Origin of the sequence: Clostridioides sp. ES-W-0018-02 (assembly GCF_020658175.1) — a bacterium.
Taxonomy (GTDB): domain Bacteria; phylum Bacillota; class Clostridia; order Peptostreptococcales; family Peptostreptococcaceae; genus Clostridioides.
On record NZ_JACVVY010000004.1, the window covers coordinates 380390 to 399509 of the forward strand.

Here is a 19120-nt window from a genome sequence, read left to right on the forward strand (position 1 = left end):
ATGTATGCAAAGTATTGATGTTTGCAAGATTGTATAATAGGTATTCTGTATTTTATATATTATTATTGCTACTTTTGTTTAAGCTATTTTTTTTAGACTAGAATCTAATGTAGAAAAATTCTTCTTTAAGAAAATTATTGATGCAATAAGGCATATAAATTCAGAAACAATAGTAGTCATCCATATTCCTTGACCACCAAACATTAGTATCATTACAATTAAACTTAGAGAGACGATTATAAGACCTCTACCAAGAGATATAACTGTAGAAATTGATGGTTTTTCTACTGAAACAAAGAATCCTGAAATTATTACATTAAATCCAACTAATAAGAATGATATAGAGAATATTTTAAATACACGAACTCCTTCATTGAATAATATAGTCTCTTCTGGGTGAATAAACAGAGAAACTATTGGTTCTGAAAAAGTCATACAGATTGCAAATACAGCTATTGAAGCTATTATTGTAGCTTTTACACCCATCTTCAATAATTTCTTTACATTATCTATGTTTCCTGCACCATAATAAAAACTAGTAAGTGGTTGCATACCCTGAGTGATACCCATCATAGTCATAAGAACCAATGTGTTTATATAGTTTATAACACTATAATAAATAAGCGCATTTTCTCCTATATATTTAGTAAGACTCAAGTTAAAAAGTAAAACAACTATACCGCAGCTTAATTCAGTAGTTGAATCAGGGAAACCTATAAAGAGAATTTTTCTAAGTGTCTTAAAATTAACCTTAAATTTAGAAAAATTCAAAGTTGAGTTTTTTCTAAAAAAGTGTATTAAGAAAAAAACAGTAGAAAAAACTTGAGACAAACCAGTCGCAATACCAGCACCCTTTACACCCCATCCAAACTCTATTACAAATAAATAATCTAGTATGATGTTTGTAAGGGCTGATATTATAACACCAACAGTAGCCAATATTGGGAATCCATCAGTTTTTATTATAACTTCTAAAGAATAGGAGACTATAAAGAAACCATTAAAAAATATTATTATTCCTAGGTAGTCTTTAACCATACCAATTGTAGATTCTGTGGCACCTAAAAATAATGCCAATCTATCTAAGTTAAAAAAGGTTACTGCCAATATAATTAATGATAGTATAATTATTGATACTAAATTAAATGAAAAAACTTCATTTGCAGATTTGATATCTTTTTTTCCTAGATAAATTGCGATTATAGTAGATGCACCAGTTGAAAATAACAAAGAAACCGCAAATATAAAATTAATAAAAGGCATAGATATATTAACAGCAGCTAAGGCTAATTCTCCAACTCCTTTACTTACAAATATTCCATCAACCATTGTATATAATGAGAAAACCCACATTGCAACTACAGATGGAGCTAAGTATTTAAAAAACCTTTTGCCCAAACTTATGTTTTCGTCTATAGATATTTTTGTATCCATTTATTATCACTCCTTGTAAAGCTATTATAAAAATTATGAAACTATTAATTAATAATTTTATTTATTACTAATATAGATGATAAACTATAGTATAGTACCAATGTCAACAGCAAATAGCAAATAATTATAAATTTTATTAAACAATAGTGATTTTAAATGTTTTATAAGTAAATTGTATTATCTATATTACTGACATTTAACTGACCATCTAAGTGATACAGCTTTACCAAAATGCAATCCAAGAGTTAGCATCAGAAAAATTGGTATACCTATAAGGATATTTTTCTATTTTTCTAATAACAATTGTGCTTCTTGTTTTGTATAAAACTTAGAATTTGAATTATTTATTTTGCTTGGAGTTGCACCAATATTATCGGATATATTTTAAATGATTCAAAGCCTACAGCAATGTTAATTGAAAGTTTTTTCTGTGACAATAAAGAAGATTATTAGAGAACTAAAAAACTTGGATATGAAAGTATGGCCAAGTTAATTGTAGAAGGTATATTAAATAAGAGTATTGTAAATAATGATGTGAAGCAAATGTATAAACAATTGTTTATAGTGGTGATGATAAAGTATCAGCAGACATTTTAGGACTATATTACAAGAGAGTAAAAGAAAGTTATCTAGTTACAGATATAGAAGCCTATAAGCCACATTAAACACAAAATCTGTATGTAATTGGTGGAGTAACTTGCAATAAAATAAAAGAAATGAGTAAGATTATAGGAAAAAAATTCACTCAGATATATGACAATGATGTGTGGTCTACAATGGATAAGGCTAGAGAGTTTGTAAAAGCCAAATTATAGATTTAATATTTTATTATAAATAATTATGAAAAATATGGAAAATATGTTTAATATGATTTTGATTAAGGTATAAATTTAATAAATAGAATGATAAGGGGTGGATAAGATGTTAATAAATGATAAGAGTTTTTATCCAAATAATATTTATCCAGTGATAGACTTTCTCAAGATAAAAAGACAATTAAAATCAATATACAAGAATGATTTATCAGATTGTGGAAGCATATGTATAATAGAAAGAAAAGAATATTCTATAAGTATAAATAGCATCGGTGAGATAAATATATATTATGATTTAGAACATGAAAGTAAGATACAAAGTATAATTGACGAGATTGAGCAGTTATTTAAGTCTCAAGTTGAAAATTTTAGTATATCAAAACTTAAGAATTGATGATTAGAAGGTAGCAATTAAAATAGTTGTTACCTTCTTTGTCTATAAACAATAAAAATTATTTGAAGATTAGGATATTAATTTCAAAGTTTATTTCGAAATTTTATAATATGTGCTACAATTCAATTGAATAAATATTACTTTAATTGAGGTGTGGGGATGAAAACTTTAAGTAAAAAAGCAGTTATTTTATCACTTTCATTGGTAGTTGTATCACCTTTAGTACATGATATAAATGCACAAGATATTGAGAAGAATATGGAAGTTAGATATGAAGCAAGGCAAATTAATAACTTAGAAAATATGACAATGGAAGAAGCCTTTCCTGATGAAAATTTTAGAAAAGTAATTTGTGATAAATTAGGTATTTTGGATGATGGGAATCCTATTGGAACTTCGAAAAAAGCGATTATAGAATCTACAAAAGATTTAATATTAGGAAGCAAATCAATAGAAAATTTATCAGGAATTAATTATTTTATTGGGTTAGAAAATTTTAGTTGTAGAGGAAATCAGTTAACTAATCTAGATTTAAGTAACAATATAAATTTAAAAGAATTGTATTGTAATGAAAATCAGTTAACAAGTCTAGACTTAAGAAATAATAAAGAGTTAATAACAGTACATTGTGGGGAAAATAATCTAACAAACTTAGTTATAGAAAATTCTAAATTAGAAAAATTGAACTGTAGAAAAAATAATTTGAAAAACTTAGATATAACTAAAGCAACTAATCTGACAACTCTTTTATGCTTTGAAAATGAATTGAGTAGTTTGAATTTGTCTAAGAATCAGAAATTAAAAATTTTAAAGTGTGAGTATAATAATTTAAATACTTTAGATGTATCTACAAATTTAGAATTACAAGATTTAAACTTTTCATTTAATCAATTAACAAATATAAATTTAGATAATAATAAAGAACTTCTTAAGTTAAGTTGTCAAAATAATAAATTGCAGAGTTTAAATTTGAAAAACCATGAAAAACTTGTAAAAATATATTGTAATCAAGAAAAATTAAGTAATCTAAATATCGAAAATTGTATTAATTTAGAAGATTTAACTTGTAGTGAAAGTAATCTACAGGATTTATATATAAGCAGCAATAAGAATTTAAAATATCTAGATTGTGCAGGAAACAAATTAACAAATTTGAATATAGGGAATAATATAGAACTTATAGAATTATATTGTTATGGTAATGAGATAAATGTTTTGGATATAAGTAAAAATATTGACTTGGAGAATTTAACTTGTTATAAAAATAAATTAGATAGTTTAAATACAAGTAAAAATAAAAATATTAAATACTTAATTTGTGCACAAAATGAATTAGTAAATTTAAATCTTTCTGATAATGTGGAACTTGTTACATTAAACTGTCAAAAAAACCAATTAACAAATTTAGATGTAAACAAAAACGGTAAGATAAGAAATTTAGATTGTTCACAAAATGAATTAACCAGTTTAGATGTAAGTAGTAATGTCCTTATGAGTCTTTTAAATTGTTCGCAAAATAAATTAACCAGTTTAGATGTAAGTAATAATGTCCTTATGAGAAGTTTAAATTGTTCACAAAATGAATTAACTAGCTTGGATGTAACGAAAAACACAGAACTTAATAGGTTGTATTGTAGAGAAAATAGATTAACCCGTTTAGATGTAAGCAAAAACACAAAATTAGAAGAGTTAGATTGGTCAAATCAAAAAAAATCAACATCAGGAGGAAATTCGTCAGGGGGTGGAGGAGGTTCATCATCCACAAATGAAGAGTCTTCTAAACCTAGCACAGCAACTTCAAACTCAAAACTAGTTGGTTCAGACAGAAATGAAACATCAGTAAAAATAAGTCAAAAAGGATGGAATAAAGCTGATAATATAGTGTTAATAAATGATTCTAGTATATCTGATGCCTTATCAGCAACACCATTTGCCAAGTCTAAAGATGCACCAATACTGCTTACTAAAAATGATAGTTTAAATAAATTAACAGAAAAAGAAATAAAGAGATTAGAAGTAAAAAATGTGTACATAGTAGGTGGATTAAAGTCTGTAGGTGAAAAAGTAGTATCTGATTTAAAGACAAAGGGATTAAATGTAATTAGGATATCTGGAAATGATAGATACGAAACATCAATAAAACTTGCAAAAGAATTAGATAAAAACTCCAAGTTGTCAAAAGTGGTAGTGGTTAATGGAGAAAAAGGACTAGCTGATGCAGTAAGCATGGGAGCTATATCAGCAAAAGAGGAAATGCCAATTCTTCTTACCAATCAAAATGATGATATGAAAGATATAAAAGACTTAATAGGTAATAAAGAAGTATCAAAGTCATATGTAATAGGTGGAGAATCTTTATTTAATACTAAAAAAGTGAGTAATACATTACCATCTGTAACTAAAATAGCGGGTTCTGATAGAACAGAAACTAATTCAAAAGTAATAAATCATTTCTATAGAAAAGAGATACTTAATGACTTATATGTAGCTAAGAATGGAATGAATAAACAAGATGATTTAGTAGATGCTTTATCAGTAGGAGTACTTGCAGGCAAAACTGAATCTCCAGTAGTCTTAGTTGGAAATGGATTAGATAATAGCCAAAAAGAGTTAATCAAAAATAAAAAGTTCAAAAATATAACTCAAATTGGCGGGGATGGGAATGAGAAAGCATTTAGTGAAGTAGAAAACTTAGTTAAATAGACTAGAAGGTAGCAACTAGAGTTAGTTGTTACCTTCTTTTTATATATTTTCTTTCTATAAGTTTTTTATTTTCCATGTCATCCAACATTTGTAATGAAGTCATGCAATATATCTGGTATTCTTTAAACTCCATTGATTTTTTATTTGCTTTACCTAGAATAAGAATAAAGAAAATCAAGATAAAACTTTCAATGATAATAAAGTATATTTTTAATTTACTAATTATAATTACAAAAAAGGGTGTTAAAAATGCTACATACAAAGTAATATAAAATGAGGTTACAGGGTTATTTTTAGATTTCAAGGATGACTTAATTCTAGCCTTTTCTTATATTTTCAATAGAGTTCATTTCTTTCATATTATTATAAAATTTAAAACTATAATCATAATATTTTCTATATTTTTCTATGTAAATTATTTCCTCTTTATGAATTTTTTTTAATTCATCCATATTATATCTCTCATTTTTAACAATTCTTTTTTTATCTATATTTCCATACATTGATTCTAATTTATTAAAATATTTTTCACTACAAAAAACAATTTTATATTTAATTAAGTATATTGTTGTAGTTAATATTATAATTCCTATTCCAATAAGTATAAGATAGGTATTCCAAAAGTTCATATAGTATATCTCCTTTACATAATAATTTTTATGTGTTTTGCTTATATTCTTTTGTAAATAGAAATGGAACATAAAAAATTAAAATAAGTATGGATATTTCTAATATATCAGAATAAGTAATAGTTGAACAATAGGTAATACTAGAACCTGATATAAGAAAAGATGTATTATTTAAAGCGTGGATTATAGCACAAAACCATACATTTTTAGTCTTCATGTATACATATCCTAAAAATATTGAAATTCCAAATATATATATTGAGCGAGTTATTAAGCCTAATACTGGTGTTTCGGGTGTATATAATGTAAATATTAGAGGTAAATGCCACAAACTCCAACACATACTTAGTGCTAGAATACCAATTTTTTTACCAAATCTATCAAAAAATATATCTTGCAAAAATCCTCTCCAACCATATTCTTCACCAAAAAAAGGGTATATAGAGAAGAATAACATCATAGAAGAGAATATATAATTAAAAATACCTTCATAGTTAGGTTGATTTCCTTGTATTATTAGGCTAAGTGATTCTGGAATAATTTTGGAAAACATGAAATAAAAAATTAATAAACAACCTACTTTAATATTTTTTATAGGAGACAAATCTTTTATACTGTCAGAATAAAGAATAATAGATAAACTACTTATAATAACCAATATAGTATTTAATGATTGAAATTGCTGATTATTTATTAAGTTTAATAATTCAATAATAAGTAAAAATAAGTAAATTAGAAAAAATAATATTATTAATGAATAAAATTTATATTTATCATTAGTCATTCCTTCTGTATAAAATTTTGCGATTGCAACTGAGGATAAGGGCAATATCATCATAAATAATCCAAAATTTTCTGGGTCAATAAACTTATTGAAATATAATAGAAAACCTAATAAATAAGTTAAACCAAAAGTTATAGAAAAAAATATTATAATCTGTATTTTATTTCTTTTTTCCTCGTTTTCAATATATTTTGGGTTTAATAAATCAATCCATTTTTCTTTTAACTTCAATAGAAAAACCTCCTTTAAGATATGACTTTTTTTAAATAATCACAAAATTATATTAGATTTAATTTTCCTAATCAAAGTATAGCAGTAGTATAAGTATAAAGAGTGTCTAAAAAATTACAAATACAAATTGATTTAATTTCAAATATAATATAATAAAAATAAATTAATAAAATTTTATTTAGAAGGGCTAATTTTTATGGAAATAAAAAAGATAGATAGTAATTATATAGAACATTTACTTAATAAATTAATCAATGAAGATAGCATAAATGAAAATATTTTATCCAATTTACTTGAAGTGGAAGTAGAAAAATTAAAAAATTATAAAAAGTATGAAAAAGAGTTAACAATAGATTTAGATACTTGAGTAAATGGGTAAACTTAGCACTACAACTTGAATATACTATAAATGTTGATTAAGATTCTAGATTTAGAGGTATTTTAAGTTTATTAATTGATTTAAAGTAGCGACTTCCTGAAATATCAAGTTTTTTGACATTTGGAAAAATCGCATTTCCATCTTTTGATGCCAAGAAAAAACTGTCAGTAAAAGGGGGATATTCTTTAAATTTTTTGTTTTCATAGTACTTTTATTCTTTAAGCATATGAAAGATGTTTTAAATAATTTCAGTATATCATCGAGATGACTTATAAACAATAACACAAATTAAAAATACATCTTATTAAATTGACAAATATTTTAACTTATATTATTGATTATAAAATTAGAAACTTATATATAACGAAATGTTTTTATACAAAAATATTTCGTTATATATAAAATATGTATAAGATTAAAAGATAGTATAAAAACCAGTAAAGAGGTCTATATGTTAACCTCAGAAAGTTTAATATATAAGTAGTAGTTAGAGGATTGGAGCATATAGTAAAGAAGTTGAATTATTAAAAATTATATTGATTGTAATAACTTAACTTGGGAAGAATTTACTGTTTACAGTGCTTCATTATAGCATTTATAAAAGTATATATCTTATAAATTAAATTTATATTAATATGGAATATGTTAAATAAATATATTATTCACATATTCTGTAACAATTTTTACCACTTGCTTTTGCTAAATACAAAGCTTCATCTGCTTTAGAAAATAAGTTTTTATATGATTTACTTGAATCTGTAGCAAAAGCGATACCAATACTTAATGTTATTTGATGATTGTTTTTTACTTTTATTTTGCTTACATCAGTTAAAATATCATTAATACTTTTTATTACAAAATCCTTTGTCAACGATTTCATAAATATCATAAACTCATCTCCGCCAATACGAGCAACCATATCCTTATCATCTGCATTTTGCATTAATATTTTTGAAACAGCAACTAAAACTTCATTTCCTTCTAAATGTCCAAAAGAATCATTTACAGTTTTAAAGTCATCAATGTCAATGACCATTAAAGCTTCATTATTTTTTTGTTTAGTACTGTTAAGATACTCATCTATAAAATTTTCTGATGCTTTTTGATTATAAAGCTGTGTTAATGGATCTCGTTGAGTTTGAGCAATTAATTTTTCTAATTTAGATTTGTCTTCAGTTATATCTTTCAAAACGCCAATTGTTTTGATTGGATTATGATCACCATCATAAATAACTGAACATTGAACACGAATCCATCTCCATTCATCTTTAGTTAATGATTCTAACTGTCGTATTTCAATTGTTTCACGAAGATTTCCGCGAAGTACTTCTAATAATTTACCAATATCATCAAGATGAATGCTTTTTCCATCTTTCAATATGTTAGAATAATTTTTCGTTTCAAAATTTTCTAGTTCAATTTTTCGGTCTATTTCAACTCGTTGATATATCATAAAGTTATCGTTTTTAATGTCATATTCAAACATAATATCTGTAATGTTTTGTAAAGCAATGCGATAGCGTTCTCTCTCTAACTTTAATTCAGACTCTATATTTTTTAGTTGAGTGATATCTGTAATAATGCTATTAATTTTTACGATACCATCACTATTTAAGGATTTCATTCCAGAGTCTAATACCCACATTAATGTTCCATCTTTTTTACGTATTCTATATTCAGATGAATAGGTAGTGCCTTTTGCAAAACAACGTTGGCAATCTTCTAGTGCTTTAGGTAAATCTGGTGGGTATACAGCACCTACTGCAGAGCCACCACTCATTTCAATAAACTCATCGTATGTATATCCTAATATTTTGGGTAATCCTTCATTGACATAGAAGAATGAATATGTATCATCATCATTACTTCCTTTTAATCCACCATTGATATTATTGGTAATCATTTCAATTACTTCTGTTTTTTCCTTTAGTAATCTTTGCAAATAATCATAACTTTGTGTTCCTATTTTATTAGGGAAGAATTCATCAACTTGCATTTCACTATATGGATTTGATATGTGCATATGTCTCACCAATAACTGTCCATTATTTTCAATTATTTCAAATGTACAACGCTGACACACCTCTAAAATCATTTGGTCATTTTCTTTAGTACGAATAGTATATTTTCCTACTACAATACATCTATATTTATCTTCACTTACAACTTCAAATGTTTCATTATTCATATCACAAGAAGGGACTTCATTTTGACCAGCATAAAAATAGTCTTTTATTTCATTAAAAGAAGTGAGAAACTCTTGTTCTCCTGGACCAATCCAAGTAATATCTTTTGACAGATATCTTAATACCTCATTAATATCTCGATTTACATAAAAACTCATTAAAATATGTCTTACCAATTCAGGTGCTTTTTTTGAGAGTGTGCTCATGATATTCCCCTTTCTTAATATTATATAAATTAATTATATTATACATTAATGCTTTTAAATTAGAAAACTTTGTTGAACTATGACATTTCTATGAAATAAGAAAAATTTATGCAATATTTTAAGTAAAAGTAGGTTTTTTATATAAAAACTTATTTTATCTATGTTAACTCTGATTTATAGCATCAAATGATTTTATTATAAAAACACAAATAAATCAAAAATAGTTACTCTAAATAGCCTAGTGACTTAAATTTAAATTAATTTTATTGCATTATATATTAACTTATAGCACATAGTGGGAATTTTATCATCAATTTGTCGAACGATTGTTATTAATTATACATAAATTGGAATTTTAATTTAATAAATCTATAACAGTATTTGTAATTTATTTATAGTTGAGACAGTTAAAATTAAATATCTATTAAATTTTTTATTTTATCAACATCGATATACATACCTTGTGCAATAGATCTTCCATCAATTGCAGAAAGATTACATTGTTTATACATAACTGTAACAATCTGACCATTACGTTTTATAAATCTGTATAAAAAAGGATTAATATTATTTGTGTCAATCATTTCTAAACTTTTTTTATAAACAAAATCTAAATCATCTGGATGAACAATTGCTCTTAAGTTGCCACTCATTTCACCAAAAAATTGTTCTTTTGTATAACCTATAATATCAAACATTTCCTCATTCATATATGTAATAATCATATCACCAAGTAAATCATAGCGAATGATACCTACAGGTAGCATTGAATAAAATTGTGATAAAGTACTACTTTCATCGAGATGAGTGTTTGTCATTTTAGGTATTGAATATGATTCAAATTCATTTATATAACCAGCAGTTTTAATTAAATCTAAATGTATTTTTGTTAAGATTAATTTATTTTCTGAAATAATACAATTTGCACTAAAATAGAAATTACTATATTTTTGATAATCAGTAGTTTCATCAGATAAAACAGCTTCTCCACTAATTAGTAATGAATCTGAACCAACATCATGTGGAGTTATGCTTTTATAAAGAATAGAAAATTTTTTACCTTTGATATGTTTTTCAAAGTGTTCTATCACCTCAGAAAAAGATATAAGTTCTTTTTTGTTATAAAAATCAAACCATTTAATATTTTCAATAACATTTGCTCTTAGTTTTTGCATATCTTGCATAATAAAAAATGCATCAAAGATTTTTTCTATTAAAGATTTTCCTATATCAGAATATTTGATAAACATTTTATCTGAAGTATTTTTTTTAGATAGTAACTTTTCAAATTGCTTACATTCCATAGGTTTTGCATAATAAAAACCTTGAGCAATGTCACAGTTTATGCTTTTGATAAACTCTACTTGTTGTTTTGTTTCAACACCTTCACATACTGTAAGCATACCAAGAGCTCTTGCAATATTTATTATAGAATACAAAATTGTTGTATTTTTAAAATCATTTAAGTCATGGGATAAAAATATTTTATCAATTTTTATTATATCCAAAGGGAGATTTTGCAACATACCAAAGGATGAATATCCAGAGCCAAAATCATCTATTGATACAGAAAAACCAAAAGAACGTAATTCGTTTAGTTGTTGAATAATTGTATTTGTATCTTCTATTAATATATTTTCTGTAATTTCAATGCTAAAATTTGATGTAGATATACTGTATTTCTCAGTAATATTTTTTAAAGTACTTGGAAAATTAGGGTTAAAAAAGTGAAGACGAGAAAAATTACAACAAATTGATACAAACACATCATTGTTATCAATCCATCTTCTTATATTTCTACAGTTTTCTTCAAATAAATATAAATCTAATTCTATTATAAGTCCAGAGTGTTCAAATAAAGATATAAATTTATCTGGAGTGAGAAGCCCTTTAAGAGGATGTCTCCAGCGTGCAAGTGCTTCACATCCAACTATAGTATTACTTTTTATGTTATAAAGTGGTTGGTAAAATACCTCAATTTGTTTATCCAATAAAGCATATGATATTTCTGATAAAAATTCTTTATCACTTTCTAATTTATTATAAAAATTATTATCATTAAAATCAAATGAAATGTATCTATTTTTACCTTCACTTTTAGCTTTTTTTAAAGCACTATATACTTGATTTAAAAGTATTAAAGTAGTTACATCTGATTTACCATTCCAAACTGTACTACCAATACTAAATGTAACATTAGAATAGACTTCTTTTTCATTAGGAAGTTGTATTTTTAATTCCCTAGCAGATTTTATAATAGATGTTCCCATATCATCTAATTTTTCCTTTGATATATTTGGGATAGCAATCAAAAATCCTTCTCCTTTTAAATGGCCAACTATTCCTTTAGATTCTGGAACATAATACAATAGTTTTTGAATGAGATTAATTAATAAATTTTCTCCAACTAGGTATCCGTATATATCATTGAATAATTTAAAATTATCAATATTTAATAACATAATTCCAATAGAAGTATTTTTTGAAATACAATTATCAATATATTGATATATACATTTTCTATTTGGCATTTTAGTAAAAAAATCTATTTCGTTTGAGACTTTTAATTTACAATTTCTTTTCTCTAAATCTTTAGACAATAGTTCTACTTTTTTATTTAACATTTTTATATAATCATAATTTGGCATAGCATTCCTCCATAAGATACTTTGATTTTTTGATACTAACTGTGTTTATATTAAAAATATTTAAATGTTAATTAATATTTGAACAATATACTGAAATAATATATCAATATTATTAAATTTATAAAGGTATATTTTGGAAATAAAAAATATCATATAAAAACATAATGGCATAGATGTAAATACAAAGTCAAATATATCTTTTGAAAAGCGTAGAGTCAGAAACATCATAATCAATATTATAATAGAATAATGAACAAAATATAGATATATTTAGATAGTTAACAAAATACAATTTATTTTTGAAAACTTGTTTTAGACGATTTTTTAGTATATTCTAAAATAGAATTAGGGAAATAGACGAGTTATTTATTTTTAAGAAAAAATATAATTATGGAGGTCTTTATATATAAATGAAAGATTATTATAAAATAGGAGAAATATCTAAAATATATGGTATAGGAAGAGATTCTTTAATGTACTATGAAGAAATAGGAATTCTAAAACCATTTAGAGATACCAATGGATATAGAATGTATAATATATCTGATATATGGAAATTGAATTTGATAAAAGAATTTAGAAGTTTGAATTTTCCAATGAAAAAGATAAAAGAATATTTAGACGATAGAAGTATAGAATCTACAAAAACTATATTAAATGAAGAACTTGATTTAATTGACAAAAAGATGCTTGAACTTGTAAGTCACAAGGAAAATATCATAACAAGATTAAGTTCAATTGAAAGTGTGATTCAAAATACTAAAATAGATGAGATAGAAGTTGTATATATAGAAAAAAGAAAAGCCTTAGAATTAAATGCTGATATAGAAAGAGATGAGGATTTTGATTTCTTGATTCAAAAGCTTCAAAAAGAATATGAAGACAGATTTAATATACTTGGAAATAATAATATTGGTTCTGCTTTTTCTATTGAAGCAATCAATAATGGTATCTTTAATGAGTTTAAGTCTGTATTTTGTTTTTTGGAAGATAATGAGGAGATATATAATATAGTTTTTGATGAGGGGTACTATGTAACATTAAATTATACTGGAAGTAACTCTAATAATAAAATATATATGGAAAAAGTATTTAGATTTATAAAAGAAAATAATTATAAAATAAATGCTGCGCCAATAGAGATATATAAAATAGATATACATGAAACTGGAATTGTAGATGAATTTGTAACTGAAATTCAAGTTCCTGTAAATAAATAGCTAAATTTTAATAAACTAGACAATAAATAACATAAAAAAATGTAAATTTGCCACCAATTTGCCACTTTATTATAAAATTGGTGGCAAATTGTATTTTAAGAACTTCTAAAATATTTACTGTTTCATTTCCATTCTATGTGTGACATAAGAATAAGTCTTAATTATGTTTTATATTGGTTAAAGTATAAGTAGATAGTGTTTAGATTGAAAATTAGTAATAATTATCTTTATACCCAATTAACAATATATAATTTTGATTTTCGACAACATTTATTATTTGTTTACTATATAATTTAATTAATAATGTATAAACAGGGGGATATAGGATGAAAATTAAGGGATTATTAAAAATTAACATCAATATTTATCAGACTTAAATCTTATTAGATTGATAGTCATGGATGATAAAGTAGTTAACTTATTGTTTTGGAGGGGAATTTATGTTTGAGAAGTTTAAAGTATTAAAAAGTTGGCAAAAGATATTAATTGTTATTATAGGAATTTTATTATTACCATTAACATTATTATTATTGTCTATTCTATTTTTAGTAAAAAGTGTAAATAAAAATAGTAATAAAATAGTAAAAACATTAAAAGTTGTTATAAGCCTATTTGTAGTGTTTATACTCTTAATGTTCAATTGGGTATGGTGGGGAGCAACGTTTAAAGTAGCAACGGAACCTAACTTAAATGAGCAACAGGAAATAAAAAGAAAAGAAGAACAGGATACAAAAGACAAGGAAGTAAAAGAAAAACAAGAATTAAAAGCAAAAGAAGAAAAAGATAACTTAGAGAAACAAAAGAAAAAAGAGTTAGAAGAAAAGAAAAAACAAGAGGAGTTAGAGTTAGCTCAGAAAGAAAAAGAAGAAAAGGAAAAAGCAGAAAAACTTGATAAAGAAAGCGTCGATAAGTCAACTGAAAACGTTCAAGTTCAAAATCCTAAAACTGAAGAATCAAATCCAAACAACCAAAAAACATCTGAAACTGTATATGCAAATGGAGGAAAATCTAAATCAAATAAATATCATTCTTCTCCTACTGCACATAATATGGAAGGTGCAATTTCAATGAGTAGAGAAGAAGCAGAAGCAAATGGATATGTAGCTTGTAAAATATGTTATTAGTAACAAAGAAATAGACTAGTGTTTAGCTAGTCTATTTTTTATATTATATCTCTAAAGATTCTATAAGAGGATTATCACTAAACAACTTTAACAGATTTGTCTTTTTATATCCTTTGGGTAATTTAGTATAGATAATTACTTCTAGCCAATCTCCATCAATGCGTTTAATATTCATATTTATAATTTCAATTTTAGACTGCTTAAATTTTTCTTCAATATATGAGATTGAATCAGTGCTGTTAGAAATTTTGAGAGAGACCTGCTCTGCTGTAGGGAGTTTCATCCATTTCCTATCTCTATGAAGTAGTATTTGCGTGATAACGATAATAATGCTTGAAACAATACCAAGTAAGTATAATCCACAACCAATTGCAAGCCCTGTACCTGCTGTCGCCCATATACCAGCAGCTGTAGTAAGTCCACTCACTGATTGATTTCTGATAAATATCAATCCAGCCCCTAAAAAACCTATCCCACTGACAACCTGTGCTGCAACACGGGCAGGGTCTAAACCAATACCTGGAGTACCTACTACATCATCAAACCCATATTTAGAAACAATGATTATAAGTGCTGATCCTAGTGCTACTATAAAATGAGTTCGGATTCCAGCTTCTTTTAGCCTATTTTTTCTTTCATATCCAATCAAAGCTCCACATAAACCAGCAATAATGATTCTTGCTATATATTCAAATTGAATAAGTATATGATTATTCATCTATTTAGCACCCCCCTTTTATGTAATATTATATATACTATAACACTACATTTTTTATGTGGATATAGTAACATTTGAAAATTATATGATTGTTGCACCTAAATCTAAAATCAGAAAAAGTATTTTATATATATAAAAATACTAGAAGGGATATATAAGATTATATGATTGAAGAGCAAACTTAAATTAATTAAGTTTGCTCTTTATAATGGTAAATATTTTTATTTACAATAATTAGACAAAAAAATGTCTGTATTTTTTATATCTGCAAAACTAGATTGTAAGGATGCCATAAATACTTGATGTACAATTTCAGCATTAATCTCTTTGTCATCCCAAAATAAATTTTTTGTTGTGCAAGCATCGCTTATAAGCGTAATATCGTATCCAAGTTTCTTTGCTGTTCTTACACTTGTATCAATACACATATGACTCATCATTCCACAAATCACTAATTTATCTATGTTTTTTTCTTCAAGACAACTTTGTAAACGTGTTTTAAAAAAACTATCTGGTGTATGTTTAATGATAATTTCTTCATTCTCAAGTGGAAAAACATTTTTATTTATTTTTGCACCATAAGTGTCGGGGAGAAAGAATGATGAAGTTGAACTCATTGATATATGCTGTATATGAATAATTGGTAAGTTATTTTTTCTAAAGAGTGTCAGTATTTTTTTAGCATTTTCAGCAGTTTTTTCTGTATTAAATAATTCACATTTCCCATTTTTAAAATAATCATTTTGAATATCAATTAAAATTAAAGCTATAGACATATTTATACCTCCTTTTATATTTTAATTATAATACTGCTAAATGAAATGTAAATTACTTACTTTTTGGTATGTATAGAATTATTTATTATAACAGATTCCTTTATTGTCTAAAAATTCTTGTTGTCCATGTTCAAGCATATATTCTATACCTATTTCTTGCATTATCTCTACAACTTGGAGCATTTTTTTGCCACGATTGGTAAGGAAATATTCAGTATGTAATGGATATCCAGTTGAACTGATTTTATCAACAATACCAAATTCTCTAAGTTCTTTTAATTGTTGGATTAACATTTTTTGACTTATTCCATCTATACTATGCTCTAAGTTAGAGAATGTTTTATTACATTGTCTCAACTTGAATACAATTATAGTCTTCCATTTCCCTTTAATGATATCATGTACAATTTCAAGAGGGCATGTATATTCATCTCTTATTTTTATAATATATCACCTCCATAAAATGATAATAAATTATATCACTGTTTTTATAATATGACAAATCTATATGAAGTATATATAAAATTTGTGTTTTATTAAGTTCTAAATTTCTTCTAATATAGTTCACACTTAGTACACAAATAGTTAGTAATATATAAGTAAGTAATATATTTGATACAAATTAAATAATTTTAAAATAATTTATGATAATTTAGAGGAGGAAAATATATGAATATATCAAGAAAAGCTATGAGAATAATAGAATTAGCACAAAGGATTGCAACCAAGAGAGGTATCTCAGTAGAAGAAGCCTGGGATGAGGCATTAAAAGAATATAAACAGAAATACCAACATATTGCATAGAAATTTAAAAATATAGTTCAATTTTGTAAAGTAGAAAATATAATATAATCACTGATTGATTTTTCTGAAAAAATTATAAATTTACAAATTTAAATTATTTACAAAAATTTAGAATATTTAGTAGAAGTTAATAACTTTAAATGATACTATAAATTATAAGGTATATCATTATTAACACAAAAGGAGGATGTACACTTGATTGTAAAAATAGATAATACTTTAGAAAAAAAATTCTGGCAATATGTATCACATGAAGAAAGTTTAAACTTATTTATAATTGGATATGTTGAAAACTATGGATTTAGTTCTGATTCTCAAGAAGTATGGTCTCAGACAAAAGAAGAAAGTATAACTTCTATAATATTAAAAAATAAGTCAACACTTATAATCTATAGTTTAGAAAATAATTTTGATGTAGAAGAAATGAAAAGCCATATAAAAGGATTAGATATAGAAAGTATAAGTGGAAAAAAGTGTGTAATAGATAGACTAGTGAGTATATACAAAGATTTTTATGAAAAATTGGATAATAAATTTTGTATATTAAAGAAAATAAAAGAGCTGGATTTTTCTACTATGAATGAATATAGGATAGAAAAGGCATATGAAAGAGACATTGATGAAATAGGAAAACTTTTAAATGAATCAGGATATAAGGTAAGTCCAAATTACATAGAAGCAAGAAAAGAGTACTTAAAAGAAGGTAACGTAAGAGCATATTTCATAAAAGATAATAATACTATGATTAGTACTGTATCAACTGGTATGGAAACTAGTTTTTTAGCAATGATAGTTTCTGTAAGTACAGACAAACAGCATAGAAAAAAAGGGCTTGCTAGTTATATGGTGTACAATTTAAGTAAAGAACTATTGTCAGAAGGGAAAATACCATGTCTTTTTTATAATAATGAAATAGCAGGAAAAATATATCACGATATAGGATATGAAGAGATAAATGAATGGACAATGCTTTTTAAATAATTCTAAAACACAAAACTCCATCAAGAATTAAAGTATTTATAAATAGATTTATTTTTACTATAATTCATGAGGGAGTTTTATTTTAATTAAAATGTTATTTTTTACTGCTTAAATAGTCAAGTGTTTTAAGTTTGTAACCTTCTTTTTCCCAATGTGTAAGTACTTCATCCAATATCTCAGTATTAGTTGAAGAATTTGGATGTAATAAAACTATTGCACCAGGATGTGTTCTAGAGTAAATTTTGTTTTTAGCAAACTCATGAGTAGGTTGTTTCTTTTCATACCAATCTACATAAGCAAAACTCCAAAATATAGATTTATAACCCAAGTCTTGTGTATATTTTAGAGATTGTTCACTAAATTTACCCATTGGTGGTCTAAAATATTTAGGCATTTCTTTTCCAGTAACATCTTTATATGCTTTTTCTACACTTGTAATTTCTTCTTTGAATTTTTCAAAATCTGTAATTCCAGCCATTGATGGATGACTTTTTGAGTGATTACAAACCAAATGACCTTCTTTTTCCATACGTTTTATTAAATCTGGATTACTTTTTATATAACTCTCAACTACGAAAAATTGTGCCTTTGCATTGTGTTTTTTTAGTGTATCTAGCAACTTTGGAGTGTTCCCACTTTCATATCCAGCATCAAATGATAAGTATATAACTTTTTCATTAGGGTTTCCTACATAATATGAATCATATTTCTTAAAAAAATTGGCTTCTTTTATAGGTGATGGTTGTTTACCATCCTCTCTAGGATTAAAATACCAATCATATTCATGTGTATCAAGTGTTGGACTAGAAATTTGAGTTTTTGTTTTATCTAGGGATTTAAAGTTCATACTAGCAATTCCAAAAAGTATTAAAGCGAATGCTCCTATCATAATGTATTTTTTCAGGCTATCTTTTTTCACAATGTCACCTCTTATTTAAAATTTCAAGTAAATCTTTCTTATAATATAGTTTGAATATTTATAGTTAAAAATATTCATATATACAAATAATAAATTAAAGAAGTTTCTTTTAAGATATATAAAATAACATTAATTATCTTAAACAAAATACATTATAAATGATAAAATA

At 25.1% G+C, this 19120-nt stretch carries 16 protein-coding genes; 7 read left to right on the forward strand and 9 right to left on the reverse strand.

Features of this window, described 5'->3' with window-relative positions:
* Positions 1 to 78: 78 nt before the first annotated feature.
* The gene (locus IC219_RS12785; protein ID WP_227434323.1) at positions 79 to 1434 is read right to left on the reverse strand and encodes an MATE family efflux transporter; all 1356 of its coding nucleotides are present in this window, start codon (positions 1432 to 1434) and stop codon (positions 79 to 81) included.
* Between the two features lie 921 nt (positions 1435 to 2355).
* On the opposite strand from IC219_RS12785, the gene IC219_RS12790 reads away from it, so the two are divergent.
* Positions 2356 to 2643, forward strand: a complete 288-nt coding sequence (locus IC219_RS12790) for a hypothetical protein (protein WP_227831180.1) — start codon at positions 2356 to 2358, stop codon at positions 2641 to 2643.
* A gap of 159 nt (positions 2644 to 2802) precedes the next feature.
* A complete protein-coding gene (locus IC219_RS12795) occupies positions 2803 to 5346 on the forward strand; it encodes a cell wall-binding repeat-containing protein (RefSeq protein ID WP_227831179.1) in 2544 nt (847 codons plus the stop codon).
* Between the two features lie 317 nt (positions 5347 to 5663).
* Here the strand turns inward: IC219_RS12795 and IC219_RS12800 are convergent, their stop codons facing one another.
* Both IC219_RS12800 and IC219_RS12805 read right to left on the reverse strand, forming a co-directional pair.
* Entirely contained in the window at positions 5664 to 5975 is a 312-nt protein-coding gene (locus IC219_RS12800) for a hypothetical protein (RefSeq protein WP_227831178.1), read from the reverse strand.
* 28 nt (positions 5976 to 6003) lie between these two features.
* Positions 6004 to 6990 carry a CPBP family intramembrane glutamic endopeptidase gene (locus IC219_RS12805; protein WP_227831177.1) on the reverse strand — a complete coding sequence of 329 codons (987 nt, stop codon included), beginning with the start codon at positions 6988 to 6990 and terminating at the stop codon, positions 6004 to 6006.
* A 196-nt stretch (positions 6991 to 7186) separates the two neighbouring features.
* Between IC219_RS12805 and IC219_RS12810 the strand changes: the two genes are divergently transcribed.
* The gene (locus IC219_RS12810) at positions 7187 to 7357 is read left to right on the forward strand and encodes a hypothetical protein (RefSeq protein WP_227482292.1); all 171 of its coding nucleotides are present in this window, start codon (positions 7187 to 7189) and stop codon (positions 7355 to 7357) included.
* Between the two features lie 670 nt (positions 7358 to 8027).
* Here IC219_RS12810 and IC219_RS12815 read toward each other — a convergent pair.
* Positions 8028 to 9761 (reverse strand): sensor domain-containing diguanylate cyclase, encoded by a 1734-nt coding sequence (locus IC219_RS12815; RefSeq protein WP_227831176.1) that lies wholly within the window; start codon positions 9759 to 9761, stop codon positions 8028 to 8030.
* Positions 9762 to 10174: 413 nt separating this feature from the next.
* Complete coding sequence (locus IC219_RS12820; protein WP_227482294.1) at positions 10175 to 12409, reverse strand: EAL domain-containing protein; 2235 nt, start codon at positions 12407 to 12409, stop codon at positions 10175 to 10177.
* A gap of 410 nt (positions 12410 to 12819) precedes the next feature.
* Between IC219_RS12820 and IC219_RS12825 the strand changes: the two genes are divergently transcribed.
* Positions 12820 to 13629 carry a MerR family transcriptional regulator gene (locus IC219_RS12825; protein WP_227831175.1) on the forward strand — a complete coding sequence of 270 codons (810 nt, stop codon included), beginning with the start codon at positions 12820 to 12822 and terminating at the stop codon, positions 13627 to 13629.
* Positions 13630 to 14069: 440 nt separating this feature from the next.
* Entirely contained in the window at positions 14070 to 14753 is a 684-nt protein-coding gene (locus IC219_RS12830; RefSeq protein ID WP_227482295.1) for a hypothetical protein, read from the forward strand.
* 43 nt (positions 14754 to 14796) lie between these two features.
* Here the strand turns inward: IC219_RS12830 and IC219_RS12835 are convergent, their stop codons facing one another.
* The 3 genes from IC219_RS12835 to IC219_RS12845 all read right to left on the reverse strand — a co-directional run bounded on the left by IC219_RS12835 (position 14797) and on the right by IC219_RS12845 (position 16604).
* Complete coding sequence (locus IC219_RS12835; RefSeq protein WP_227432770.1) at positions 14797 to 15471, reverse strand: MgtC/SapB family protein; 675 nt, start codon at positions 15469 to 15471, stop codon at positions 14797 to 14799.
* A gap of 221 nt (positions 15472 to 15692) precedes the next feature.
* A complete protein-coding gene (locus tag IC219_RS12840) occupies positions 15693 to 16247 on the reverse strand; it encodes a cysteine hydrolase family protein (protein ID WP_227823704.1) in 555 nt (184 codons plus the stop codon).
* Positions 16248 to 16325: 78 nt separating this feature from the next.
* Positions 16326 to 16604: a winged helix-turn-helix transcriptional regulator gene (locus IC219_RS12845; RefSeq protein WP_413926944.1), complete on the reverse strand. Its 279-nt coding sequence runs from the start codon at positions 16602 to 16604 to the stop codon at positions 16326 to 16328.
* Positions 16605 to 16916: 312 nt separating this feature from the next.
* Between IC219_RS12845 and IC219_RS21745 the strand changes: the two genes are divergently transcribed.
* Positions 16917 to 17051, forward strand: a complete 135-nt coding sequence (locus IC219_RS21745; RefSeq protein WP_255287760.1) for a hypothetical protein — start codon at positions 16917 to 16919, stop codon at positions 17049 to 17051.
* Between the two features lie 195 nt (positions 17052 to 17246).
* The gene (locus IC219_RS12850) at positions 17247 to 18032 is read left to right on the forward strand and encodes a GNAT family N-acetyltransferase (protein ID WP_227831174.1); all 786 of its coding nucleotides are present in this window, start codon (positions 17247 to 17249) and stop codon (positions 18030 to 18032) included.
* A 94-nt stretch (positions 18033 to 18126) separates the two neighbouring features.
* On the opposite strand, the gene pdaA is transcribed toward IC219_RS12850, so the two are convergent.
* The gene (gene pdaA / locus IC219_RS12855) at positions 18127 to 18951 is read right to left on the reverse strand and encodes a delta-lactam-biosynthetic de-N-acetylase (protein WP_227432773.1); all 825 of its coding nucleotides are present in this window, start codon (positions 18949 to 18951) and stop codon (positions 18127 to 18129) included.
* Positions 18952 to 19120 lie beyond the last annotated feature (169 nt).